This window comes from Brevibacterium ravenspurgense (assembly GCF_001584615.1).
Lineage (GTDB): Bacteria > Actinomycetota > Actinomycetes > Actinomycetales > Brevibacteriaceae > Brevibacterium > Brevibacterium ravenspurgense.
This window is the reverse complement of the sequence record NZ_LQQC01000010.1, coordinates 148,796-171,685: the sequence shown is the minus strand read 5'-3', so window position 1 is coordinate 171,685 and position 22,890 is coordinate 148,796. Positions and strand designations below refer to the sequence as shown.

21 protein-coding genes are annotated in these 22,890 nt (G+C 62.8%); 10 read left to right on the top strand and 11 right to left on the bottom strand.

The genetic code is table 11. The features are described from left to right. Positions 1–228 precede the first annotated feature (228 nt). On the top strand, positions 229–1,056 hold the full coding sequence (gene erm, locus Bravens_RS05275; protein ID WP_062021010.1) for a 23S ribosomal RNA methyltransferase Erm: 828 nt from the start codon (positions 229–231) through the stop codon (positions 1,054–1,056). Next, on the top strand, positions 966–1,532 hold the full coding sequence (locus tag Bravens_RS10420; RefSeq protein WP_082791048.1) for a helix-turn-helix domain-containing protein: 567 nt from the start codon (positions 966–968) through the stop codon (positions 1,530–1,532). The genes erm and Bravens_RS10420 overlap by 91 nt, the downstream gene beginning before the upstream one ends. Here Bravens_RS10420 and Bravens_RS10800 read toward each other — a convergent pair. Then, a complete protein-coding gene (locus Bravens_RS10800) occupies positions 1,513–1,782 on the bottom strand; it encodes a hypothetical protein (protein ID WP_244878144.1) in 270 nt (89 codons plus the stop codon). The genes Bravens_RS10420 and Bravens_RS10800 overlap by 20 nt on opposite strands. A gap of 5 nt (positions 1,783–1,787) precedes the next feature. Then, positions 1,788–1,985, bottom strand: a complete 198-nt coding sequence (locus Bravens_RS10795; RefSeq protein ID WP_244878123.1) for a hypothetical protein — start codon at positions 1,983–1,985, stop codon at positions 1,788–1,790. A 288-nt stretch (positions 1,986–2,273) separates the two neighbouring features. On the opposite strand from Bravens_RS10795, the gene Bravens_RS05265 reads away from it, so the two are divergent. Next, complete coding sequence (locus Bravens_RS05265; RefSeq protein WP_244878122.1) at positions 2,274–3,248, top strand: GNAT family N-acetyltransferase; 975 nt, start codon at positions 2,274–2,276, stop codon at positions 3,246–3,248. A gap of 124 nt (positions 3,249–3,372) precedes the next feature. Here the strand turns inward: Bravens_RS05265 and hemW are convergent, their stop codons facing one another. Beyond that, complete coding sequence (gene hemW, locus Bravens_RS05260) at positions 3,373–4,587, bottom strand: radical SAM family heme chaperone HemW (RefSeq protein ID WP_062021008.1); 1,215 nt, start codon at positions 4,585–4,587, stop codon at positions 3,373–3,375. Between the two features lie 15 nt (positions 4,588–4,602). Beyond that, complete coding sequence (lepA, locus tag Bravens_RS05255) at positions 4,603–6,465, bottom strand: translation elongation factor 4 (protein WP_062021007.1); 1,863 nt, start codon at positions 6,463–6,465, stop codon at positions 4,603–4,605. A gap of 71 nt (positions 6,466–6,536) precedes the next feature. Here lepA and Bravens_RS05250 point away from each other — a divergent pair, with 71 nt between their 5' ends. Then, complete coding sequence (locus Bravens_RS05250) at positions 6,537–7,268, top strand: type II toxin-antitoxin system PemK/MazF family toxin (RefSeq protein ID WP_062021005.1); 732 nt, start codon at positions 6,537–6,539, stop codon at positions 7,266–7,268. A gap of 249 nt (positions 7,269–7,517) precedes the next feature. Continuing rightward, positions 7,518–7,784, top strand: coding sequence for a 30S ribosomal protein S20 (gene rpsT, locus Bravens_RS05245; RefSeq protein ID WP_062021002.1), 267 nt, complete (start codon positions 7,518–7,520; stop codon positions 7,782–7,784). 114 nt (positions 7,785–7,898) lie between these two features. Here the strand turns inward: rpsT and holA are convergent, their stop codons facing one another. The 5 genes from holA to Bravens_RS05220 all read right to left on the bottom strand — a co-directional run bounded on the left by holA (position 7,899) and on the right by Bravens_RS05220 (position 14,366). Then, positions 7,899–8,885: a DNA polymerase III subunit delta gene (gene holA / locus Bravens_RS05240; RefSeq protein ID WP_062020999.1), complete on the bottom strand. Its 987-nt coding sequence runs from the start codon at positions 8,883–8,885 to the stop codon at positions 7,899–7,901. A gap of 9 nt (positions 8,886–8,894) precedes the next feature. Further along, a complete protein-coding gene (locus Bravens_RS05235; protein WP_062020996.1) occupies positions 8,895–11,096 on the bottom strand; it encodes a ComEC/Rec2 family competence protein in 2,202 nt (733 codons plus the stop codon). 46 nt (positions 11,097–11,142) lie between these two features. After that, the gene (locus Bravens_RS05230; protein WP_061941152.1) at positions 11,143–11,859 is read right to left on the bottom strand and encodes a ComEA family DNA-binding protein; all 717 of its coding nucleotides are present in this window, start codon (positions 11,857–11,859) and stop codon (positions 11,143–11,145) included. 109 nt (positions 11,860–11,968) lie between these two features. Continuing rightward, the gene (locus tag Bravens_RS05225) at positions 11,969–12,916 is read right to left on the bottom strand and encodes a DegV family protein (protein ID WP_062020993.1); all 948 of its coding nucleotides are present in this window, start codon (positions 12,914–12,916) and stop codon (positions 11,969–11,971) included. A 94-nt stretch (positions 12,917–13,010) separates the two neighbouring features. Continuing rightward, a complete protein-coding gene (locus Bravens_RS05220; RefSeq protein ID WP_082791047.1) occupies positions 13,011–14,366 on the bottom strand; it encodes a UDP-glucose dehydrogenase family protein in 1,356 nt (451 codons plus the stop codon). A 72-nt stretch (positions 14,367–14,438) separates the two neighbouring features. On the opposite strand from Bravens_RS05220, the gene Bravens_RS05215 reads away from it, so the two are divergent. Genes Bravens_RS05215 through Bravens_RS05205 form a run of 3 tightly spaced genes read left to right on the top strand, consistent with a single transcriptional unit; the run spans position 14,439 to position 15,912 of the window. After that, complete coding sequence (locus tag Bravens_RS05215; RefSeq protein ID WP_062020986.1) at positions 14,439–15,134, top strand: hypothetical protein; 696 nt, start codon at positions 14,439–14,441, stop codon at positions 15,132–15,134. Next, positions 15,131–15,556, top strand: coding sequence for a CrcB family protein (locus Bravens_RS05210; RefSeq protein WP_062020983.1), 426 nt, complete (start codon positions 15,131–15,133; stop codon positions 15,554–15,556). The genes Bravens_RS05215 and Bravens_RS05210 overlap by 4 nt, the downstream gene beginning before the upstream one ends. Beyond that, positions 15,553–15,912 carry a fluoride efflux transporter FluC gene (locus Bravens_RS05205; RefSeq protein WP_062020981.1) on the top strand — a complete coding sequence of 120 codons (360 nt, stop codon included), beginning with the start codon at positions 15,553–15,555 and terminating at the stop codon, positions 15,910–15,912. Before Bravens_RS05210 ends, Bravens_RS05205 begins: the two co-directional genes overlap by 4 nt. Positions 15,913–15,931: 19 nt before the next feature. Here Bravens_RS05205 and nadE read toward each other — a convergent pair whose 3' ends face one another. Together nadE and leuS are read right to left on the bottom strand one after the other, a co-directional pair. Next, positions 15,932–16,759, bottom strand: coding sequence for an ammonia-dependent NAD(+) synthetase (nadE, locus tag Bravens_RS05200; protein ID WP_062020978.1), 828 nt, complete (start codon positions 16,757–16,759; stop codon positions 15,932–15,934). Between the two features lie 119 nt (positions 16,760–16,878). Beyond that, complete coding sequence (gene leuS / locus Bravens_RS05195; protein ID WP_062020975.1) at positions 16,879–19,752, bottom strand: leucine--tRNA ligase; 2,874 nt, start codon at positions 19,750–19,752, stop codon at positions 16,879–16,881. Positions 19,753–19,887: 135 nt separating this feature from the next. On the opposite strand from leuS, the gene Bravens_RS05190 reads away from it, so the two are divergent. Both Bravens_RS05190 and ppk2 read left to right on the top strand, forming a co-directional pair. Next, positions 19,888–21,690, top strand: a complete 1,803-nt coding sequence (locus Bravens_RS05190; RefSeq protein ID WP_062020972.1) for an AMP-dependent synthetase/ligase — start codon at positions 19,888–19,890, stop codon at positions 21,688–21,690. A gap of 86 nt (positions 21,691–21,776) precedes the next feature. Further along, positions 21,777–22,889: a polyphosphate kinase 2 gene (ppk2, locus tag Bravens_RS05185; RefSeq protein WP_209435917.1), complete on the top strand. Its 1,113-nt coding sequence runs from the start codon at positions 21,777–21,779 to the stop codon at positions 22,887–22,889. The last annotated feature ends 1 nt before the right edge of the window (position 22,890 follow it).

Below are 22,890 nucleotides of genomic sequence, written 5' to 3'. Positions count from 1 at the left end.
GCATTGATACGGATCTCCGCGTCTTTGGGCAGAGACGGGATATTGAGTCGCTGAATGGCGACGGGATCGCCTACACTCGGTGACATGTTGTACGGCACTGCTTCGCTGCGTCTGCGCAGCCGCTAACAGCGGCGAGCACCCTCCACAGGTTGTTGCTCCCGCACCCGGTGATCACGGCCGGGCGGCTCTTTCAGCGTGCCCGGCTCCGCAACAACCACGGAGTAAACAGTGCCTACCTATCGAGGTGGCCGTCATGAGCACGGCCAAAACTTCCTGACTGACCCATCCATCATTGCCACGATCACACGGCTCGTGGCTGCCACCGAGGGCCCGATCATCGAGATCGGCCCCGGTGACGGAGCACTCACCACCCCGCTGGCCCAGCTCGGGCGACCTGTAACAGCCGTCGAGATCGACACCCGGCTCGCCCGACGCTTGACCCAACGACTCCCGTCGCACGTGGAGGTCGTCGCCGACGACTTCCTGACCTACCGGCTTCCAACATCTGCGCATGTGCTCGTCGGCAACCTGCCGTTTCACCAGACCACGGCCATACTGCGCCGCATCCTGCATTCCCCGGCATGGACCGATGCAATCGTGCTCGTGCAATGGGAAGTCGCGCGGCGCAGAGCGGGCGTCGGCGGTGCCACGATGATGACGGCGCAATGGGCGCCTTGGTTCGAGTTCACGCTGCACAGTCGTGTTCCCGCTCGCGCGTTCACCCCGCGTCCGGGAGTCGACGGCGGAATCCTCACCATCCACCGTCGCGAACATCCGCTGCTGTCCCCGACACGGCGACGCCAGTTCCATGCCCTAGTCCACCGCGTCTACACCGGCCCCGGCCGCGGGCTGGCCCAGATCCTCGCGCGCACCACCTCACTCGGGTCACCACAGATCGCACGAGCGTGGCTAACACGCCACGGCATGACCTCTGCAGGACTCCCGAAGGACATGCCCGTCGAGGCATGGGTGGACTTGTTCAAGACCACCGATTCTTCACCGCCTGCACACCGTGCGCAGACGCAGCAGGTGAAGTCGAGGAGGCGCCGTCGATGACCATCGCAGCGCGGCACCAGGCCTGCCGCTACACGTCAACAGCTAGGAGTGCCACGGAGCGCCGTTCCGGTGAAACATCCACAGAACTGGCAGCGCGGCTGCTCGCAGAAGCACCTCACCGGGATTGGCTACTCCGTGACCTTGCCGCGCTGGTTCACCTCTCGGTGTCACAGCTGGGCAGAGCGTTCACACAACGATTCGGGATGCCGCCCATGCGGTACCTGGCTCACATTCGGGCCCATCGGCTGGCTCATCTTCTGGTCGAGACTGATCTTCCCATCGGCGTCGCCATGACAAAAGTCGGGTGGCGCAGCCGTGGACATGCCGCACGGCAGTTCACCGCCATCGTCGGGATCAGCCCGTCCGAATATCGGCGCACTGCGATTGGGCGCACTCTCACGGAGACCAGCCCGTGGCCATCAGCAACGCAGGGCAGTCCTCAATCAAAAGGCCACCTCACGACAGGAGTGCCATGATGCCGTCGGTGAGAATCTCGCGTGGACTGGTGTGGTGCGTCGCGTGGAGCCGCGCATAGGTAGGAGCTTGGTCAGGGTCAATGGCGACGCGTTTCTCGTCAGACGCCATGGGAGCGGTCAGCGAGGCGCCAATCACCAGGTTGGACAATCGGTAGGCAGTTCCCAGCGGATCCGGGGTACCCGCTTGTTCGAGCAGGACGCACATCCGCTCGGAAAGGGCCAGGTACGCCGGGCCCCTGGGAGCGCGCATACCGATCACCAGGCCGGCCCACCGGTGGGTCGTGAGGTGCTCAAGAAGGCGTGTATCAGGGCAGGCAGGTCGGCGTTGCGGATCGACTCGGACATCACGGGATCGTCTGCAAGCGCTGTGTCGAGGGCGAGGTCGAACAGATCGTCGACGGATTCGACGCGGGAGTACAGGCTGGCTGGAGCGACACCCACCTGTTGCGCCACAGATCGCAGGGTGAGGGCCCTCAACCCGCCTTCGTCCAGCAGCCTCACCGATGCCCTCGCAACCTCCCCGATGTCCACTGCGCGGAGGCGTCGCACAGGTTTGCGGTGTTCCCAGTAGCTCACCCCACCAGCCTAACCAAACACGCTTCAGTTAGCTATCCATTCTATGTTAGGTTTAGCGCGTGCTGGATGCCACCACCCTCCCGATCACCTTTGAGAACACTCGCCTACGCCCCCCTCTCTGAGCTGGACGCAGACGCGTATGCAGCCGGCACCAAGGATGAAGCTGTGCGGCGCTTCGGCCACCTGCCCGAGTCCGACTACACCCCCGAGTCCGTGCGATGGATGATCCGTGACGAGGTTGCTGAGGGTCTGTCGTCCGGCACGCTGGCAGTCCTCGCACTTGCCGACGCCGAGACGGACCGGTTTGTGGGCTCCTTGGTGCTCTTCGACGTCAGCTCCGAGGCTGCCGAGGTCGGGTTCTGGATTCATCCGGATGCGCGGGGAGCAGGGCACGCTCGTCGGGGCCTGGAGTTGGCATCGCGCTTCGCACGCAACAGTGGACTGCGAACCTTGACAGCACGCACGCTCCTGGAGAACAAGGCCTCCCAGCGGTGCTTGACGAACGCAGGGTTCCGTGAGGTCGAGCGAGCCGTCGGGACCACGCCCGCAGGGCAGTGCGAGGAACTATTCCATTACCGGCGCGACCTCAAGCCCACCGCCCAGTGGCCGTTGGCGACGGAGCGGCTTCGGCTCCGTCCACATAACGCCGACGATGCCGAATGGCTTCACGAGCTGTACTCGCGACCCGACGTTGCCCGCTACCTGCTGGACGAACCATGGACCGCGGAAGTCACCCACGACAAGCTCACAGAACGCCTAGCGAAGACTGACATCGATGGCGAGACTGGCGCGCTTGCGCTGGTCATCGAGCATGACGGCGTCCCGATCGGAGACGTCGCGTTGTGGCTCACCGATCACGAGCACCGTCAAGGCGAGATCGGGTGGGTTCTCGACCCGGCGCACGGTGGGCAAGGTTTCGCCAGCGAAGCCGTCCGAGCAGTGCTCGCCCTCGGGTTTGACCACTACCGGCTCCACCGCATCACCGCGCAGATGGATGCCCGAAACAGCGCCTCGGCAGCACTGGCTCGTCGTGTCGGGCTCCGGCTCGAAGCACATCACGTCCAGGACTGGTTCAGCAAGGGCGAATGGACCGACACCCTCATCTTCGCGCGACTTACCTCCGAGAACATTCGCCGATGATCGGGAATTTGGCTTTCATACTCTCTCTGCTAAAGGCAATTACAGCACTCAACGCGAAGCCCTGATACCCGGGCCCGATTCCATTACCTTCTGGTTTCGAGGCGCCGCTGGCCTGCCGCTGTGACTACAGGTATTCCGACAGCTCGCGGACGATGAAATCGGCCATGAGGCGACCGCGCAGCGAAAGCGCAAGCCATTCCTCATCAGGTTCTACAAGCCCCTGCTTGGCAAACTGTTCCAGCAGCACCCCAGTGCCGGCAGGCAGCTCACTCAAACGCATGCCCCGCCGGATCCTAGCCCGCAGCATGAGGTCTTCCAACCTGCGGGTATCCGCATCAAGCTCTTCTCGGCCAATGGCCGGTGACTGCCCCTGTGCAAGTCGGTCAGCCCATGCTCGCGGGTGCTTAGCATTCCAGAAGCGCACTCCCCCAATGTGCGAGTGTGCCCCGGCACCAAAACCCCACCAGTCCTGGCCGGTCCAGTAGGCATTGTTGTGGCGGCATTCGTGGTCAGCACTGCGTGCCCAGTTGCTTACCTCGTACCAGTGCAGACCGGCGGCAGAAAATGCAGCATCAGCCGCCGCGTACTTATCTGCCAGATCATCTTCATCGGGCATGGGAAGCTCACCACGGCGAACCTGCGCCCCCATCTTCGTGCCCGGTTCGACAATGAGCGAATATGCCGAAATATGGTCCGGTTCCATCGCGACGGCTGCCTCAACTGAGCGCTGCCAGTCCTCGGCTGACTCCCCCGGTGTGCCGTAGATAAGGTCAACTGACACCTGCATACCGGCGTCCTTAACCCACTGAACAGCTTTGGGAACCTGCTCCGGATTATGTGTGCGATCCAGTGTCGCCAACACGTGCGGAACGGCCGACTGCATGCCCATCGACACGCGCGTAAAACCAGCCTCCGCCAACTGGGCCACATATTCCGGGCTCAGAGTGTCCGGGTTCGCCTCCGTCGTAACCTCGGCGTCCTCCGCCAAACCGAAAGCATCCCGCACGCGTTCAAGCGCGCAGGCCAAATCAGCGGCTGGCAGAAGAGTCGGCGTGCCCCCGCCGAAAAACACGGTGCTCACCGGCCTGGCAGGAAAGTCAGCGAGAACGCGGGAGGCGAGCTCCACCTCGTGAGCTAGATTGCCCGCCCAATCAGAGCGATTGGCACCCGGACCGAGTTCCTCGGCCGTATAGGTGTTGAAATCGCAGTACCCGCAGCGCACCCGGCAATAGGGCACGTGGATATAGGCACTGAGCGTGCGTGATTCGGCCCCGGCCTGCGCTGAGACAGGCAGAAAACCGTCAAGCGGAGGAACGTCGCCGTCAGGCTGTGCCGGCACCGATCAGATCTTCCGTCAGTTCTTCCCGCCGCCGGCAGCATCCGACGACAGCGCGGCAATGAACGCTTCCTGCGGAACCTCGACAGTTCCGACCATCTTCATGCGCTTCTTGCCTTCCTTCTGCTTTTCCAGCAGCTTGCGCTTACGGCTGATGTCACCGCCGTAGCACTTGGACAGAACATCCTTGCGGATCGCGCGAATCGTCTCGCGCGCAATGATGCGCGAACCGATAGCCGCCTGCACGGGAACTTCGAACTGCTGCCTGGGGATAAGCTCCTTGAGCTTCCCAGCCATCTTCACGCCGTAGTGGTAGGCGTCATCACGGTGGACAATCGCAGAGAACGCATCCACGTGATCACCGTGCAGCAGAATGTCGACCTTGACGAGGTTGGCGGCCTGATCGCCGTCATCCTGGTAGTCAAGAGAAGCGTAGCCGCGGGTGCGGGACTTCAGCTGGTCGAAGAAGTCAAACACGATCTCAGCCAACGGCATGCGGTAGCGCAGCTCCACACGGTCTTCCGACAGGTAGTCCATACCGTTCATCTGGCCGCGCTTGCTCTGACACAGCTCCATGACGGGGCCAACAAAATCCGACGGGGTGAGGATCGTTGCCGCAACCATCGGTTCGCGGACTTCCTTGATCTTGCCTTCCGGATATTCGCTGGGGTTGGTCACCGTGTAATCGGTGCCGTCTTCCATCGTCACTTGGTACACAACAGACGGGGCGGTCGAAATGAGCGAAAGATCGTATTCGCGTTCCAGACGGTCGCGCACAATCTCCAAGTGCAGCAGCCCCAGGTAGCCGCAGCGGAAACCGAAGCCCAAAGCCGCAGACGTTTCAGGCTCAAAGGTCAACGCAGCATCGTTGAGCTGCAGCTTCTCCAGCGCATCACGCAGCACCGGGTAGTCCGAACCGTCAATCGGGAACAGACCGGAGAACACCATCGGCTTGGGCTCCTGATAGCCCTCGAGCGCCTCTTCAGCAGGGTCAGCGGCGGTTGTGATCGTGTCACCGACCTTCGACTGGCGCACGTCTTTGACACCCGTGATGAGGTAGCCGACCTCACCAACTCCCAGACCCTTCGACGGTTTGGGCTCCGGCGAGGACACACCGATCTCCAGGGTTTCGTGCGTCGAACCAGTGGAGAACATTTGGATCTTTTCGCGCGGACCCAGCTTTCCGTCGACCACGCGGACATAGGTGACAACACCGCGGTAGGTGTCGTAGACGGAGTCGAAGATCATGGCACGCGCCGGCGCGTCCTTATTGCCCTCAGGTGCGGGGATGTCGCTGACAATCCGGTCGAGAACAGCCTCAACACCCTCGCCGGTCTTACCGGACACGCGCAGGCAGTCTTCGGGTTCAACACCGATAAGGTTGGCAAGCTCTTCTGCGTACTTGTCCGGGTTCGCAGCCGGCAAGTCGATCTTGTTGAGCACGGGAACAATCGTCAGATCGTGCTCCATGGCCATGTAGAGGTTCGCCAGCGTCTGGGCTTCAATGCCCTGAGCCGAATCAACCAGCAGAAGCGCACCTTCGCATGCGGCCAGCGAACGCGAAACCTCGTAGGAGAAGTCCACGTGGCCGGGGGTGTCGATCATGTTGAGCGCAAACGGTTCGCCGTCATCCGTCATCCACGGCATGCGCACCGCCTGCGATTTGATCGTGATGCCGCGCTCGCGCTCGATGTCCATCCGGTCGAGGTACTGGGCGCGCATTTCACGCGGCTGCACCACCCCGGTCATCTGCAGCATACGGTCGGCAAGAGTCGACTTACCGTGGTCGATGTGGGCGATGATGCAGAAGTTGCGGATATTCGCAGGGTCGGTGGACGCCACCTGAATCCGCTGGGCAGCAGTATCGCTCACCTGAGGCATGAACGCTCCTTTGTGGGTCTCAAACAGCTCCTCATTGTCTCATACGCCTGTCCAGCGCTTATCGTTGACACATGGCGAACTCCAACTTCTCACAGCGCCTCATCCGCAGGGGGCTGCGCGCAGGAATCAACGCGCTCAGCCGCAGCATCGACCAAGAACAGGTGGGTCGGCTGGCAGCCGACCTCCTCCTGGGAGGCGGGACCTCCACCTCGTCAGACTCACGAGGTGGAACTCACCGCGGTCCTGACACCTCACCTGGACGGGCCGATAAACAGAAGACAAGCCCGCAGAAACGCGGTGGCGGCCAGAAGAAACGCGACGACTTCTCGATCGCCAGGCGAGCGGAGAAGCAGCCGATCAAACAGGGCTTCCCCAAGCGTCCCTCCGGCGGCTATCCCGGTGACTTCACCGGCACGGTCCGCCCCGTCTACTCCCCCGACCTTGACGGCAATCCGGACCCCGGCGAAGTCGTGTGGGCGTGGGTTCCCTACGAAGAGGACTCCACGAAGGGCAAAGACAGGCCTGTGCTGCTTGTTGGCCACGACGGTTCGTGGCTGCTGGGGCTCATGCTCACCTCACAAGACCACGTGCCCGGCAATGTCGGCGAAATCCGGCAGAACGACGGAACACCGTGGATCAACATCGGCTCCGGCGATTGGGATTCTAAAAACCGACCGTCTGAAATCCGTCTGGATCGGGTCATCCGCATTGCCCCCAACGCTGTGCGACGCGAGGGTTCCATCATGCCCATGACGCTGTATTCGAAGATCGTGGAGAACATAGACAACGGCGGGCAGGGCTGACCGCAGCGCTGTGGGGCTGAGACGAAGCCCCGCGTGTGGTGAAGACAACCGCTCGAACACCCCGCGAGAATTAGCGTTCGGACCCGCAAACCGCTAAGCTTTTGGCCGTATGTCCGCCAAGGTGTGTGTCTCACCATGGTCGGGCGGATGTACTCCTGATATTCAGGCGCCGGACGCTTTCCCCGCTGAGGGCGCATCGATTATCGGGAAGCCCTCACGACCTATTGAATTCGACAGAAGAGTGTTGAAGTGGCAAATATCAAGTCTCAGATCAAGCGGAACAAGACCAACGAAAAGGCTCGCCTGCGCAACCGCGCTGTGCGCAGCGAAGTTCGCGGTCAGATCCGCAACGTCCGCGCAGCTATCGAAGCTGGCAACGCTGACGAAGCACAGGCAGCCCTGCAGGTTGCCTCGCGCAAGATCGACAAGGCAGTGAGCAAGGGTGTGCTGCACAAGAAGAACGCAGCAAACCGCAAGTCGCGCCTGGCTAAGGCTGTGAACGCGCTCAAGGCCTGATAAAGCCGACAAAAGGGGACGAACCACGTGGTTCGTCCCCTTTTTCGTGCTGTTTTTGGAGTGCTTGGGGTGGGTTGCGACCGGAGACAGTCGTAGTTCAGTGCGGGGTTCGCTTCAGCGCCTGCGGGCTGATTGGGCGACTTCCCGCACGAGGGTTTCGACGGCGAACTCGGGGTCCCGTCCCCCGCCCTTCACGGCTGCGTCAGCGGCAGCCACACTGAGAAGAGCCCGGCCGAGTTCCGCCTCGTTCCACTGGCGCACCTGCCGGCGTGCCCGATCCACCTGCCACGGCGCCATTTTGAGTTCCGCCGCCAGCTGTCCCGACGAACCACTGAGCCCCTGCACCTTCGCCAGCTGACGAAGCTTCAGCGCAATCGCCGCAACAATCGGCACGGGATCAGTTCCCGTTGACAGTGCGTGACGGGTCAGCGCGAGCGCTTGCCCCGTATTGCCGGAACACGCCGCATCAGCCACCTTGAAACCTGTCGCCTCGACCCGACCTCCGTAGTAGCGGTCGACGATCTGGTGGGTGATCTCGCCTTCCGTATCTGCAAGCAGCTGGCGGATACCCTGGTCGAGTTCAGAAACATCTGATCCGAGCGCATCCATCAGGGCCGCGAGCGCATCCGGGCGAATGGATCGTCCGGCACGTTTGAATTCGCCTTCGGCAAAGGCGTTCTTGTCGGCTTCTGATTTCAGGGCCGATGCGTCAATGCGGGGAAACTCTGCTTTTTCGAGCGCCTTGATCAGCCGCGCTCCCCTGTTGCCGCCTGAGTGTTTGAGGATGACGACCATGTCATCTGAGGGTTCAGCTGCGTAGGCGAGCGCGTCTTCTAGGAAGGCATCGTTCATGGTGGCGCAGTTGTCGACCACCACAATCCCGCGCGTGGTGAAAAGCGACGGCGCGGCGGCCTGTGCAAGCTCACCCGGCTGATAAGAGCTGGCATCGAGGTGGGTGATGTCATCCCCGTGGGTTTTCTTCGCCTTGCTCAGCACGGTGTCTTGGGCTTTTCTGGCAAGAACGGCTTCCGGCCCGGAAATCAGCACGATGGGTGCCGGTTTGGCCCGGTGCCACGGAGTGAGGGTTTTCTTCGCTGCCACGGGATCAGCCTAGCGGTTCACGGCTGCTGAGCACCCGCCGAGGCCTGTCAGCTGTCCGTCCCGGCGAAGTACAACGGTGCCGCATTCGTCTGTGCGCAGCACCGGCACGGGGCCGAATGCGTCAAGCGCCTGCTGTGTTGGGTGGCCATAGCGATTGTCAGCTCCCACCGACACGATTCCGGCGGAGGCTCCCACCTGGGTGAAGAAACCCTCATCGATGAACCGGGAACCGTGGTGGGGTGCGGTGAGGATGTCGGCATCTATGTTCTCAGCCGCCATGGCTCTCTGCCCGTCTTCTTCGACGTCGCCTGTGACAAGAACTGAGACTCCGGCGGTTTCGACCTTGATGACAGCTGAGATCTGATTGCGTCCGTCGGTCTGTGCTGCCATCGCAGGAGGCGGCCACAGTACTTCCCACCGGATATCACCGGCTGAAAAGGCCATGCCGTCTGAAAGTCCCTGCACCTCGTGACCCGTGAGAGTCTGCACTTCGCTTACTCTGGGGTCCGCGAGGCTCGGAGCGGATGTCCACACTGCTTCGACTGTCCGCCCACCCGTCGTGGCAGCGCGCAGGCCCGCGTAGTGGTCGGCGTCGAAGTGGCTGATGATGACACTCGTCTGCCGCACTCTCAGAGCAGACAAGCAGTCGGCGAGTTTCACCTCGTCCGGTCCGGCATCGATCAGCAGGGAGTGTGCGGAATCGAGCCGAACCACAGTCGCACTGCCCTGCCCCACATCGCAGAACGCGACCGTCCAGTCACCAGCGGGACGGTGAATAAAAGGCAGCCCCATCCCGGCTGCCAGCGCACAGACAGCGACAGCGGACGCGACCCAGCGAATCTTGGTTTTCCGAAAGCCAAGGACAGCAACACCAATCGCGACACCGAGCACGGCAGCCAGAATGACGCCCGCGATTCCCTCTGCCCACGGCAGCACAGAACCGGGCAAAGCCGCGGCCACGTGTGAGACCACGACAATCCACTGGGCCGGCCACTGCAGCAGCCAGCCCACACCATCAGCGAAGTATCCGAAAACGGCCCAGCCAGTGAGTACGTGCAGACCCCCGGATGCCAGCACTGCCAGCCCTCCGATGACAATCGGCCCCAGTGCGGGAACCGCCACGATGTTTGCCGGTATCGACCACAGGCTCGGCTGACTGTCGATTGTCAGCAGAACCGGGAAAACACCCAGCTGGGCACACACCGGAACCGCGAGGAGGTTCGCAGCAAAAGACGGCATCCACCGACACAGTGCGGTTGTCATCGGCTGACTCAGCACAATCAGCGCACCGGCAGCACACACCGACAAGATGAATCCGATCGATGTGGACAGCTCTGGTCGGATGATGATGACGCCGATGACTGCCGCCGCTATGAGCGCCAGACTGCGCTTACCGGTTCCGCGCACAACGGCGTAGGCTCCCACGAGCCCCATACCCGCGGCACGGATGACCGACGGCGCCGGACCCACAATGAAGACGAACCCTGCCACGATCACGACGGCCACTGCAGTCGATGCCAGCGGACGATGGCTGATCCAGCGGGCCAGCCACAGTGCGGTCATCGCAACAATCGCCAAGTGCGTACCCGAGACCGCCGACACGTGGGTCAGCGAGGCGATCTTCATGTCTTCCAACAGCGCGTCATCGGCCGTGGTCCGATTGCCGACCACCAGACCGGGCACCAACCCCGCACCTTCACTGCCTGCTGACACCGCCGCGTGGAACTCCTGTCGCACGTCCCGCCTGATGCGCCACGCGCCAACCGGTTCGCGCACATCTTCAAGCGCGGTGACGAAACCGGTTGCCTGCGCCCCTGCGCGCTTGAGCGACAGTTCCGCCTGGGCTGTGCTGCCGGCTTCGGGGAGTTCTTCACGTGACAACAGGGTGACCGGGCCGTCATCTGTTGAGGCCGCCGCTCGCCACCACCCCGAAGCGCTCTGGACCGGATCGCTGACGATCTTGACCTGCCCCGACAGGTCGCCTCCGTCTGGTGTGCCGAGCATGCGCACCGTGCTGACACCCACTGCGGCCATCCCAACGACAACACACGTCACCGCTACGAGCGCTGTCTTCTGCACGCCGCCGGATGACCGCGCAGTCCACGCCCACAGGCCAACAGCAATGAGTGCAAATGCCCCGGAGCCCAGCAGGATCGTCCAATCGGGGCCGGGAAGAGCAGCACACACCCACACGGCCGCAGCCGTTGCCACCAGGCGGAGTGTGACGGGATACTTCAGCGCATATCGAAAAAGATGCTCAGACGGTGGCGTTCGGCTTGATCTTCTCAAGGGTGGCCTCCCCGATGCCTGACACCTCTGTCAGCGCATCCACCGAGGCAAAAGGCCCTTTCTCCTCGCGGTACGCCACGATCGCGGCTGCCGTAACCGGTCCGATACCGGGCAGGTTCTCAAGTTCAGCTGCCGAGGCGGAATTGATGTTGATCTTCTGGCCCGCACCCGCCGCTGTGCCGCCGGCCGCGGAACCGGTGCCGCCTCCGGCTGTGCCCTGTGCCGTCTGCGGTGCGTTTGCACCGGCATCGTCAGCGATTTCCGGTACAACGATCTGTTCACCGTCTTTGACGACCCTGGCGAGATTCACCTGGGTGAGATCAGCGTTCTTCTTCGTCCCTCCGGCGGCGTCGAGAGCATCAACCACCCGTGCTTGTCCGTCGAGGGTGACAACACCCGGCTTCTTCACAGCCCCTGCGACGTGCACCTGCACGCTTGCCTTTTCGGTCGGCTGCGCAGTGATCTGCGCTGCCTCAGGCTGGCTGGTTCCGCGTGTCCTGAGGAAACCGAAAACACAGAGGGCGATGAGGACGATGATCATAAGCGACACAATAACCATCCGCCGCGGGAGCGGGCGGCTTTTGGGCAGCAGGTCGGCGATGTCATCGACGTCGTCGTCGGGCTGCCAGCCCTGCGCTGAGTTTTCCCGCAGGGCACCCAGTCTGTCTTCTGGTGAGCGTTTCATGCACCGCATTCAACCCCGTCGCCAAGCCCAGCGGAGGGTGCCTGTGGACAGTGCGAAACCATCCACAGCGGCAGACACAGAAGTGCCCGCCTGAAGTTGCAGGAGCTGTTTAGGGAACCAGTCGCACTTCTACGCCAGCAGCGCCTGGACCCACATGGGCTGTCACAACAGTCGACAGAACCGCCGTGTCCACGTCATCCCATTGAGCCTGTGCGGCCTCAAGAATGGCGCGAAACAGCGTGCTGGCTTCACCGTCTGTGGCCTCGGGGTGCATAACGGTCGCCTGCACCCGCAGGTTTTCCGCCCCGTCAAGCGTCCGCATCGCGTCCACGGCGGCCACGGCCTCGTCGACTGCGCGACGTGCGGCCTTTGCGGTGGTGCGGACCCTGGCTGCCGGTTCAACGCGGCCTTCGTCGACCTGCAAGACGGGCACGATCTTCAGTGCGCGTCCGAACAAAGCCGCCGCGCCGCCGATTCTTCCTCCCCTGTGCAGGTACTCGAGTGTTTCGGGGACAAAGAAAGTTGCGCTGTACTGTGCGGCGGCTTTCTCTGCGGCATCGCCGCAAACGGCGACACCCTGCTGCGCATATGCGGCCGCCCAGTGGGCGATGCCGACGGAGCCGGCGCTGGCGGTGCGCGAGTCGATCACCCGGATGCCCACGGCCTCGCCTGGCCGAACACCCTCAGCCCCAGCATCGCCGTCAGCCTCAATACCCCGTTCCTGCGCAACCTGCGCGGCAGCCGCAGTCGCGGCCTTGTAGGTACCGGACATTTCTGCCGACAGCGTGATGATGATGACCCCGTCGGCTCCGTCGTCTAGCAATTCGCGAATCGCAGCGGCGAAGTCCTCGACGGCGGGCATCGAAGTCCGCGCCGTGCTTCCGCCGCGCATACGCGAGCACAGCTCAGACGGATCCAGCTGTGAGTCCCGGAACTCGTCATCGTCAATCGTGACCGTGAGGTCGACTGTGCGCACCCGCCCGGCAAAAGCCTCGGCGATCACTTCGCGGTCAGAGTCGCACAGCCGAACGGTGGAGTCGAGGATCAGGCCGATCACAGCGCACCTCCGCGCCGATCTACCCCGCGGCCATCCACCTCGCCGCCGTCACTCCCGCTGGCACCAACGCCGCGCCCGCCGAAGCAACCTGAGCTCATTCCTGCCTGCCCAGGCCGCGGACCGTCCAGCCGGCGTCGCGATAGGCTTTGCGGTCGACGACGTTGCGGCCGTCCACAATGATCTTCCGTGCAACGAGTTTGCCGGCAGCCACCGGGTCGAGGTCCTTGTACTGTTTCCATTCCGTCAGCAGGACGACACCGTCAGCTCCTGTAAGCGCTTCGGTGAGGTCCGGCGTGTAGGTCAGTTCGGGATCGCGCAGGCGTGCGTTTTCAATCGCCTCGGGGTCGGTGATGACGACCTGTGCGCCGGCCTGTTCCAGCCGCTCAGCAACATCGAGTGCAGGAGAGTCTCGGACGTCGTCGGTATTCGGTTTGAACGCAATGCCGAGCACCGTGATCCGCTTGCCGGTGAGGTCGCCGCCGAGTGCTTCGCACGTCAGGTCGACCATGCGGGCACGCCTGCGCAGGTTGATGCTGTCGACTTCCCGCAGGAAGCTCACGGCCTGTTCAACTCCGAGTTCGTCAGCACGGGCAATGAAGGCGCGAATGTCCTTCGGCAGGCAGCCGCCGCCGAAGCCCAGGCCGGCGTTGAGGAACCGACGCCCAATGCGCTTGTCCATGCCGATCGCATCAGCCAGCACGGCAACGTCGCCACCGGCGGTTTCACACAGTTCGGCCATGGCGTTGATAAACGAAATCTTGGTCGCGAGGAACGAATTCGCGGCAGTCTTGACCAGTTCCGCCGTCTGGTAGTCCATGACGAGCCGCGGGGTTGTTTCCTCTTCACCCAGGTTGTGCGCGTACACCTCGTCGAGGATTGCCACAGCAGGGTCGTCTTCACTGCCGCTTTCAACCCCGTAGATGATCCGATCCGGACGCAGGGTGTCTTCGACAGCGTGGCCTTCGCGCAGAAACTCCGGGTTCCAGGCGAGTTTCGCTCCCGTCGGGGCGATCTTTTTGGCCAGTTCAGCGGCCGACCCCACGGGCACGGTCGACTTCCCGACAACCAGGTCTCCGGGCTTAAGGTGGGGCATGAGGTCGGCGATCGCGGAGTTCACATAGGTCATGTCGGCCGCGTTGCTGTCTTTCGACTGCGGCGTGCCCACACAGATGAAGTGGACCGTAGCTTCGGCGGCACGCGAGATATCCGAGGTGAACAGCAGACGCTGCGCTGTTCCGTCCGCACTTTCCTGGCCGGCTGAATGATCGGCCTGCCCGGCTTCCAGAAGCTCGGCAAGTCCGGGTTCAAAGAACGGCGGCTGGTAGTTTTCCAGCTTCTGCAGCTTCTGCTTGTCCGTGTCGATTCCGACGACGGTGTGACCAACAGAAGCCATAGCGGCGGCGTGCACCGCTCCGAGATAACCACAGCCGATGACCGAAATGTGAGTCAATTGACCCTCTCCTCGCAGGTGATCAGTTCTGCCTCCCATAGTCCCACGGGTGTCCGTACTAAGGTTGACAGTGTGAAGCGTTTTACCGACTTTCTCGTGAATTCCCTGCCGGCGCTGCTCATTGCGGTCGCCGCTGTTGTCATTGTGGCTGTGGGAATCGTCGCGGCTGTCATCTTCCCCGGTACCGCAGCTGTTGTCATCGGCCTCATCGTCATCGTCGCAGGTCTGATCGTTTTGGCCGGCACCGTCGGCATCGGCGCTGAGTGGGCGCGCACGCAGAACCGCATTGACGCACTCAATGCAGAAATCGCGGAAGCTCGCAGGGCTGAGAACACCATCTACTACGCGGCCGAACTGCCAGAAGACGACCAGCCTGATGCTCCCGCCGCGCAGAAGCTGCTCGAGACCTTCGCCGCGGACAGCCCGCTCATGGAGAACCTCCGCATCGACCGCGGCCAGGATCTCCCGGCCCAAGGCGCCGCCCAACTTGACGGCTTTCTCAGCTCCTCGGCCAAACAGTCGTTCTCTGATGCGGCGGTCCACTCTGCTTTTATGAGTGTTTTCCGTGCCGCCCGCGATCTGCGCGAATGGCTCAAGGCTGAAACGGCGGAAGCTGACGGCATCCTGTCGATCATCCCGGGCGACGCTCGGGAAGGCGGATGGCGCGAGTTTTCGGCGGCTGCGGCACGCGGCGATGTTCTCGCCCAGAACCTGCTGACTGCACGCTCGGCATTTGAACGCGCCGCACTCGAAGCCGACCTCCTGTGAGTTCCGCTGCCCACGCAGCCGAACCGCCCGGTTCTGAACGCCGCGGCACCACAGCGCACGCCTCCCCCGCGCCTCCGCACCTGCTGAGCAGGTTGGCGGCGGTTTTCATCGGCGGTATGGCCGGCACAGCTCTTCGCGCAGGACTGGGGCTGGTGTTTGCAGAAGGACCAGCCCTGTTTGCCGCCAATACCGTGGCGTGCGGTCTGCTTGGCTTCGCCCTGACATCACGCCTCACCGCACGCCCTCTGGTGCGGCTGGCCCTCGGCACGGGACTGGCTGGTGCGCTGTCCAGCACATCTGCAATCGCCGTGCACAGTGTGCTGACCGAATCCGCGTTCTACCCACTGCTGTCAATCGCGGCGGGGCTTGCGGCAGCGGTCGCCGCAATAATCATCGGCCGCCGATTCTCAGGGCGAGCATGACCGGGCTTGTTTTCTTCGCCGTGTGCGCCGCGGGCGGCCTGGGTGCGGTCGCGCGCTATCTGCTCGACAGCGCTCTCACGCGCCTGTTCCGCTCTCCCGCGTGGCCTGTCGGCATCTTTGCTGTCAACCTGGTCGGCAGCTGTGCTGCCGGAGCCGCCGCGGCCAGTCTTACTGGGAACGAGGTGCCGCTGATCTCGACCGGTTTCCTCGGGGGCTTCACAACGTTCTCAACACTCATGGTGTCAGTCGTGCAGATGTTGTCTACTCGCCGGATTGCTCTAGCGGTCAGCTACCTCGCGGCCACCGCGATCTTCTGCGGTGCCGGCGCCTGGGTGTTCTACCTGCTGTCCGGCTGAGGCCTTTGGGCACGCGAACTCAGCAGCGAATCCACCAGTCGGTCTGCGGTGTTACCGGCACGGTGCGCTTGTGCCTGCTGCGCATAAAGAGCTGTTCGATTTTCATCGCGACGTCGTCGGGGACTTCGCCGCCTTCGAGGTAGGTGTCGATCTCCTCGTAGCTCACACCGAGCGCGTCTTCGTCGGACTGTCCGGGCGCGTCGTCCAGCAGGTCAGCTGTCGGCGTCTTCTCGTACAGGCGGGCGGGAGCTTCCATTTCTTCCAAAAGGGCACGGCCCTGGCGTTTGGTCAGCCCGTACAGGGGCATGACGTCCGCTCCTCCGTCACCGAACTTCGTGTAGAAGCCCGTGACTGCTTCTGCCGCGTGGTCGGAGCCGACAACCAGCTGGCCAGCAGCACCGGCGATTGCGTACTGGGCGGTCATGCGGATGCGGGCTTTCACGTTGCCGCGGTTGAAATCGCTTATCGGTTCGCCGAGAGTTTCAGTGAATTCGTCTGCGAGAGCATCAACGGAGTTGCCGATGTTGAAGTCAACGTCTTTGTCAGGCTGGATGAACTCCATGGCCAGCTGCACGTCTTCGTGGTCTGACTGGACGCGGTAGGGCAGCCGCACAGCGGTGAAGGTGACGTCTTCGCCCAGCGAGCGCAGCTTCTCCGCTGCCATCTGGCACATACGGCCGGCAAGTGTGGAATCCTGGCCGCCGGAAATGCCCAGCACAAAACCGCGGGCCCCCGTTGTCAGGCAGTAGTCGACAAGGAACTGCACGCGCACAGCGATTTCGTCGCGCGGTTCAATGGTCGGCCTTACTACCAGGGAAGCCCGGATCTCATCAGCAAGCCTAGTCATGAGCTCCACGGTAGCCCGAAGAAGAATTCACACCAATTAAACAGCGCACAAACAGACCGTCTGCAGGTGTGAGTTTCACAACAGCAGACGGCCTGCGTCACAAAAGGGCGTCGGAAGCTTTAGGCGTCCGGCACCAGGTTGACGAGCTTGGGGGCCTTGACGATCACGCGGCGCAGACCTGCACCGGCCAGTGCCCGCTGGGCCCCCGGCGATTCGATGGCGAGCTTCTCAAGCTCTTCTTCCGTGATGTCTGCAGGAACTTCGAGCCGGTCGCGGACTTTGCCCTTGACCTGCACGACTGCAGTCACGGTTTCGGCCTTGAGGTAGCGTTCGTCAGCTTCCGGGAAGGCGCGGTAGGCCAGGGTTTCTTCATGCCCCAAGCGCTCCCACAGCTCTTCCGCAATGTGCGGTGCCAGCGGGCCGGTCATCTGCACGAGGGCCTCAACAGCCTCCCGAGGCGCCTTCCCCGCCTTGGTCAGGTGGTTGGTGAGAACAATGAGCTTCGCCACCGCGGTGTTGAAGTGCATGTTCTCCATGTCTTCCGTGACACCGGCGATCGCCGTGTGCATGGCGCGCAGGGTCTCTTCGTCCGGGGCGTCATCGGTGACCAGCAGCTCACCGGAGTCCTCATCCACAACCAGACGCCACAGGCGCTGCAGGAAGCGCTGCGAGCCGACAACCGCGCGGGTCTCCCACGGTCGCGACATGACGAGCGGGCCCATCGACATTTCGTAGACACGGAAGGTGTCGGCACCGAAAGCGGCATACATTTCATCCGGAGTGACGACGTTCTTGAGCGATTTGCCCATCTTGCCGTATTCGCGGTTCACCTCTTCGCCGTCGAACCAGTAGGTGGTTTCACCGGCCTCATCCGTACGCTCTTCGACTTCCGCGGCCGGCACGTAGACCCCGCGGGAATCCGTGTAGGCATAAGCCTGAATGTAGCCCTGGTTCACCAGACGATGGAACGGCTCAGACGAGGAAATGTGGCCAAGGTCGAACAGCACCTTGTGCCAGAAGCGGGCGTACAGCAGGTGCAGAACTGCGTGTTCAACACCGCCGACGTAAAGACCCGCACCGCCGGCAGGCCGCTCCGCTGTCGGGCCAAGCCAGTACGCCTCGTTCTGCGGGTCGACCAGAACACTGTCGTTCTTCGGGTCCGCGTAGCGCAGCTGGTACCAAGACGATCCGGCCCAGTTGGGCATCGTGTTGGTTTCCCGGCGGTACTGCTTGGGCCCATCGCCCAGGTCGAGGGTAACGTTGACCCACTCTTCCTTGCGTCCAAGCGGCGGTTCCGGTTCCGAAGCAGCGTCGTCCGCATCGAAGGTGCGCGGCGAGAAGTCGTCCATTTCCGGCAGGTCGACCGGCAGCTGGTCTTCCGGAAGTGCGTGTGGGACGCCGTCTTCGTCATACACGATGGGGAAAGGCTCACCCCAGTAGCGCTGACGGGAGAACAGCCAGTCGCGCAGACGGTACTGCGTGGTCTCTTCAGCCAGGCCCTGGCCGGCTAGCCATTCGACGACAGCGGCCTTGGCAGCTTCGACTTCCATGCCGTTGACATCGATGTCGGCGTTGGCGGAGTTGATCTTCTCCCCTTCACCCTGATAGGCCGAGTCTTCGTCGTGGTCGGCATCCGGCTGGACGGTGCGGATGTAGGGCAGGTCGAACACCTTCGCGAAGTCCCAGTCACGGGGGTCTTCAGCGGGAACACCCATAACGGCGCCCGTGCCGTAGCCCATGAGCACATAGTCAGCAATGAAGACGGGAATGCGCTTGCCCGTTGCCGGGTTCGTTGAATAGGTGCCGGTGAAGACACCGGTCTTGTTCTTGTCCTGCTGTCGCTCCACGGGGGTGCGCCCAGCTGCCCAGCGCTGGTACTCCTCTACCGCAGCAGCGGGGGTGTCCTTACCGCCCTTCCAGCTGTCGGGAGTGTCAGCGGGCCACTGCTCGGCAGTGTAGGACTCGACGAGCGGGTGCTCCGGTGACAGAACGAGGAACGTTCCGCCGAACACCGTGTCGGCGCGGGTCGTGTAGACCTCAATGCGCTCCAGGCCCTCTGTCTGCGGTTCGTAGCGCAGGAAAGCACCCGTCGAACGGCCGATCCAGTTGCGCTGCATGGCCTTGATCGCATCCGGCCAGTCGACCTTGTCAAGGTCATCGGCCAGGCGGTCGGCATAGGCGGTGATGCGCATGTTCCACTGCCGCAGGCTTCGGGTGTACACCGGGAAGTTTCCGCGCTCTGAAAGGCCTTCGGCCGTGACCTCTTCGTTCGCGAGCACTGTTCCCAGGCCCGGGCACCAGTTGACCGGGGATTCCGAAACATAGGCCAGGCGGTATTCCTGCAGCACGTCTTCACGCTCGGCGGCACTGAGCTCGGCCCATGGACCGCGGCCGGTGTCGCGCCCCTGCTCGAACTGAGCGACCAGTTCCGAGATCGGGCGGGCGGCACCTCGTCCGCCCTCAGCTTCAGGGTCGTACCAGGAATTGAAGATCTGCAGGAAGATCCACTGCGTCCACTTGACGAACTCCGGGTCCGTCGTGGCAAAAGAACGGCGAGGGTCGTGTGCCAGGCCCATGCGGAACAGCTGCTTCTGCATGTTGGCGATGGCAGCGTCCGTCGTCACACGCGGGTGCTGACCTGTCTGCAGTGCGTACTGTTCGGCCGGCAGGCCGAAGGCGTCATAGCCCAGGGCGTGCATGACGTTCTTGCCGCGCATGCGCAGGAACCGGCCGTAGGTGTCAGTCGACACGTAGCCCAGCGGGTGTCCCACGTGAAGGCCAGCGCCCGAAGGGTACGGGAACATGTCCATGATGTAGACCGGTTCGCGGTCTTTCGCCGAAAACCCGTTGATCGGCTCGGCGAGATCACCCGTGGGGTTCGGAGCGGCGAAGGTCTGCTGCTCCTGCCACCGACGCTGCCACTTCTGTTCGATCTTTTCGGCAAGAGCCGCGTCGTATCGAAAAGAGGCGGGCTTGGGCGACGTAGACGTCATCGGGGTCCTTCCAGGTGAACAGGGTGGGTCGCGGCCAATTCTATGCACAGGCGCAAGCGAACGCTCAGCGTGTCCGAAAGGTGCACAGGCGCGAGATCACCAATACGATGGCAGTAACAATTCGAAGGAGATTGCATGACGCTGATGATGCCGATGTCGTCGACGCCGCTCGAGTTCGAGCTTGACACCGTGTCGACCATCCCCGACGCCCTGATCGCACGAGTGGAAATCGACCCCCACGCGCATCTGCTCAGCCGTCTTGAGAGCGGCCGCGAAGAAGAAGTGAGCGCCCGCGAATTCCTGTCCGACATCCTGGCGCGCGCAAAAGGACTCATGAAGCGCGGAGTCGGCCCCGGCGTGCGCGTGGGCATCTTCGGGCCCACCAGCTACGACTGGACCGTCATGGACTTCGCCATCAGCTTCGCCGGCGGCATTTCGGTCCCTTTCTACGACACGTCAAGCCGTGACCAGGTCGCATGGATCCTCGAAGACGCCGGCGTCACGATCGCCGCTGCACAAGACGAGGAATACGCCCAGCGCCTGCGCGAAGCCGCAGCCGGTGACATCGAGGTCGTCGTCTGGGACAACGGCTGCCCCGAGCTCGTCGCCGAAGGCCGTTCGGTCAGCGACGACGAACTCACACAGCACCGCTCCGCAGTCCAGCAGGCTGATGTCGCCACGATCATCTACACCTCCGGCACCACCGGCAAATCGCGCGGCTGCGAACTCACCCACGCCAACTTCGTACAGACGGTGCAGGCGGCCCGCGCCCACGTTCCGGAAGTCTTCTACACCGGAGCCCGCTGCCTGCTGTTCTTGCCCACAGCACACGTTTTCGCCCGCTTCATCCAGACGGCGTGCATCATCCAGGGCGTCGTACTGGCTCACGAAGCCGATCTGACCAAACTCACCGAATCGCTCGGCCTGTTCCGCCCCACCTTCATCCTGGGCGTGCCCCGCGTCTTCGAAAAGGTGTTCAACGCCGCCCTGCAGAACGCTGAGTCCTCCGGCAAGGGAAAGATCTTCAGCGCTGCCGAAAACGTCGCCGTCGCCTTCTCGGAGGCCAAGTCCAAAGGCAAGGTGCCACTGGGCCTGAAACTGCAGCACGCAGTGTTCGACAAGCTTGTCTACAGCAAGCTGCGCAACATCCTCGGCGGCCAGGCGGCACACGCCGTGTCTGGCGGGGGCCCGCTGGGCTCTCGCCTGGGTCACTTCTTCGCCGGCGTCGGCATCGATGTCCTGGAAGGCTACGGTCTGACGGAGACCACGGCGCCCATCAGCGTCAACACCCCGGGGCGCAGCCGTATCGGCACGGTCGGCACTCCCCTGCCGGGCTGTTCTGTCGCGCTGGCACCCGACGGTGAAATGCTCGCCAAGGGCGTGTGCGTGTTCAAGGACTACCTGCACAACGACGAAGCCACCAAGAACAGCTTCGTCGACGGCTGGTTCCGCACCGGGGACATGGGATCGATTGACGAAGACGGATTCATCACCATCACCGGTCGCAAAAAGGAGCTCATCGTCACCGCCGGCGGCAAGAACGTCGCACCGGCGCCCTTGGAAGACATCATCAGGCGCCACCCTGTGGTCGGCCAGCCGGTCGTCATCGGCGAGGGACAGAAGTTCGTTTCCGCGCTCATCTTCCTCGATTCGGAAATGCTTCCCGGTTGGCTCGAAAGCAAGGGCCTGCCGGAAATGAGCCTTGAGGAAGCGGCCAAGCACGAACGGGTGCAGCACGCTGTTCAAAAGGTTATCGACCGGGCGAACAAGACGGTGTCCCGCGCAGAGTCGATTCGCTCCTTCCGTATTCTGCCGGTCGAACTGACCGTCGAGAACGGTTACCTGTCGGCCAAGCAGTCGGTCAAGCGCCACCTGGTCACGCGCGACTTCGCTGAGGCCATCGACGACATCTACGCACAGCACAAACCAGCCGAATGATCATCTGAGATCACGCGGCAAGACGCACGCTTCTGATCCATGAACAGACGCTCCATGAACCCTGTGAATTCTCTTAAGATGGAACTATGAACGCTCAGAACAAAGACCCGCGCAAGCCCTCCACCACTCCCGTGCAGAAACCGGAAGGCGCCACCGCGAAGCCGGCCGCCAAGAAGCCCGCAGCAGCAGCCACTGACAAGCCCGACACCTCGGCCCCTGCGGCTGACAAGTCGCAGTCGACCGACGCGGCACAGACCACGAAGTCCGATGCCGACGCCGAATTCGAACTCACACCCAAGGGTGTGCCGGACTTCGCCAACGAAATCGACTCGATTCGCTCGCTGCGCAACAGCCTGGAAAAGCGCAAGGGGCCGAAGTCGGACGCGTGGAAGATCAACTACCCGTACGACGAAAAGCTCGGCCGCAAGGAATACGAGAAGACCAAGCGGGCACTGCAGATCGAACTGCTGAAGCTGCAGACCTGGATCAAGGAAAGCGGCCAGAAGCTCGTCATCATCTTCGAAGGCCGCGACGCAGCCGGCAAGGGCGGAACCATCAAGCGGTTCATGGAGCACCTCAACCCGCGCGGTGCCCGCGTCGTCGCCCTGGAAAAGCCGACTGAGCGCGAACAGACCCAGTGGTACTTCCAGCGCTACGTCTACCACCTGCCGGCAGCCGGCGAAATGGTGCTGTTCGACCGCTCCTGGTACAACCGTGCCGGCGTTGAGCGCGTCATGGGCTACTGCACGCCGGAAGAGTACCTCGAGTTCACCCGCTCGGCCCCGCAGTTCGAGAACATGCTCGTCAACTCCGGAATCCACCTGGTCAAGTTCTGGTTCTCCGTCGGCCGTGAAGAACAGCTGCACCGCTTCGCATCGCGCAGCAACGACCCGGTTCGCCAGTGGAAGCTCTCCCCGACTGACCTCGCCAGCCTCGACAAGTGGGACTCCTACACCGAGGCCAAGGAGGCCATGTTCTTCTACACCGACACCGCCGCAGCACCGTGGACGGTTGTGAAGTCCAACGACAAGAAGCGCGCCCGCCTCGAGGCTATTCGCCACGTTCTCAACCAGTTTGACTACCCTGGCAAGGACGAAGAGATCGCAACCGCACCCGACCCACTCATCCTCGGGTCCCGCTTCGACATCTACGATTCGGGTGAAACTCCCGGCGTGCGGTTCGACACCCTCGAAATCTGAT

Coding starts and splice junctions, on each gene's coding strand:
- Bravens_RS10420 (WP_082791048.1), top strand. CDS start 966: ATGGGTGGACTTGTTCAAGACCACCGATTCTTCACCGCCTGCACACCG.
- Bravens_RS10800 (WP_244878144.1), bottom strand. CDS start 1,782: ATGCGCGCTCCCAGGGGCCCGGCGTACCTGGCCCTTTCCGAGCGGATG.
- lepA (WP_062021007.1), bottom strand. CDS start 6,465: ATGCCTCAGGTGAGCGATACTGCTGCCCAGCGGATTCAGGTGGCGTCC.
- Bravens_RS05250 (WP_062021005.1), top strand. CDS start 6,537: ATGGCGAACTCCAACTTCTCACAGCGCCTCATCCGCAGGGGGCTGCGC.
- Bravens_RS05230 (WP_061941152.1), bottom strand. CDS start 11,859: ATGAAACGCTCACCAGAAGACAGACTGGGTGCCCTGCGGGAAAACTCA.
- Bravens_RS05205 (WP_062020981.1), top strand. CDS start 15,553: ATGACCGGGCTTGTTTTCTTCGCCGTGTGCGCCGCGGGCGGCCTGGGT.
- nadE (WP_062020978.1), bottom strand. CDS start 16,759: ATGACTAGGCTTGCTGATGAGATCCGGGCTTCCCTGGTAGTAAGGCCG.
- leuS (WP_062020975.1), bottom strand. CDS start 19,752: ATGACGTCTACGTCGCCCAAGCCCGCCTCTTTTCGATACGACGCGGCT.
- Bravens_RS05190 (WP_062020972.1), top strand. CDS start 19,888: ATGACGCTGATGATGCCGATGTCGTCGACGCCGCTCGAGTTCGAGCTT.
- ppk2 (WP_209435917.1), top strand. CDS start 21,777: ATGAACGCTCAGAACAAAGACCCGCGCAAGCCCTCCACCACTCCCGTG.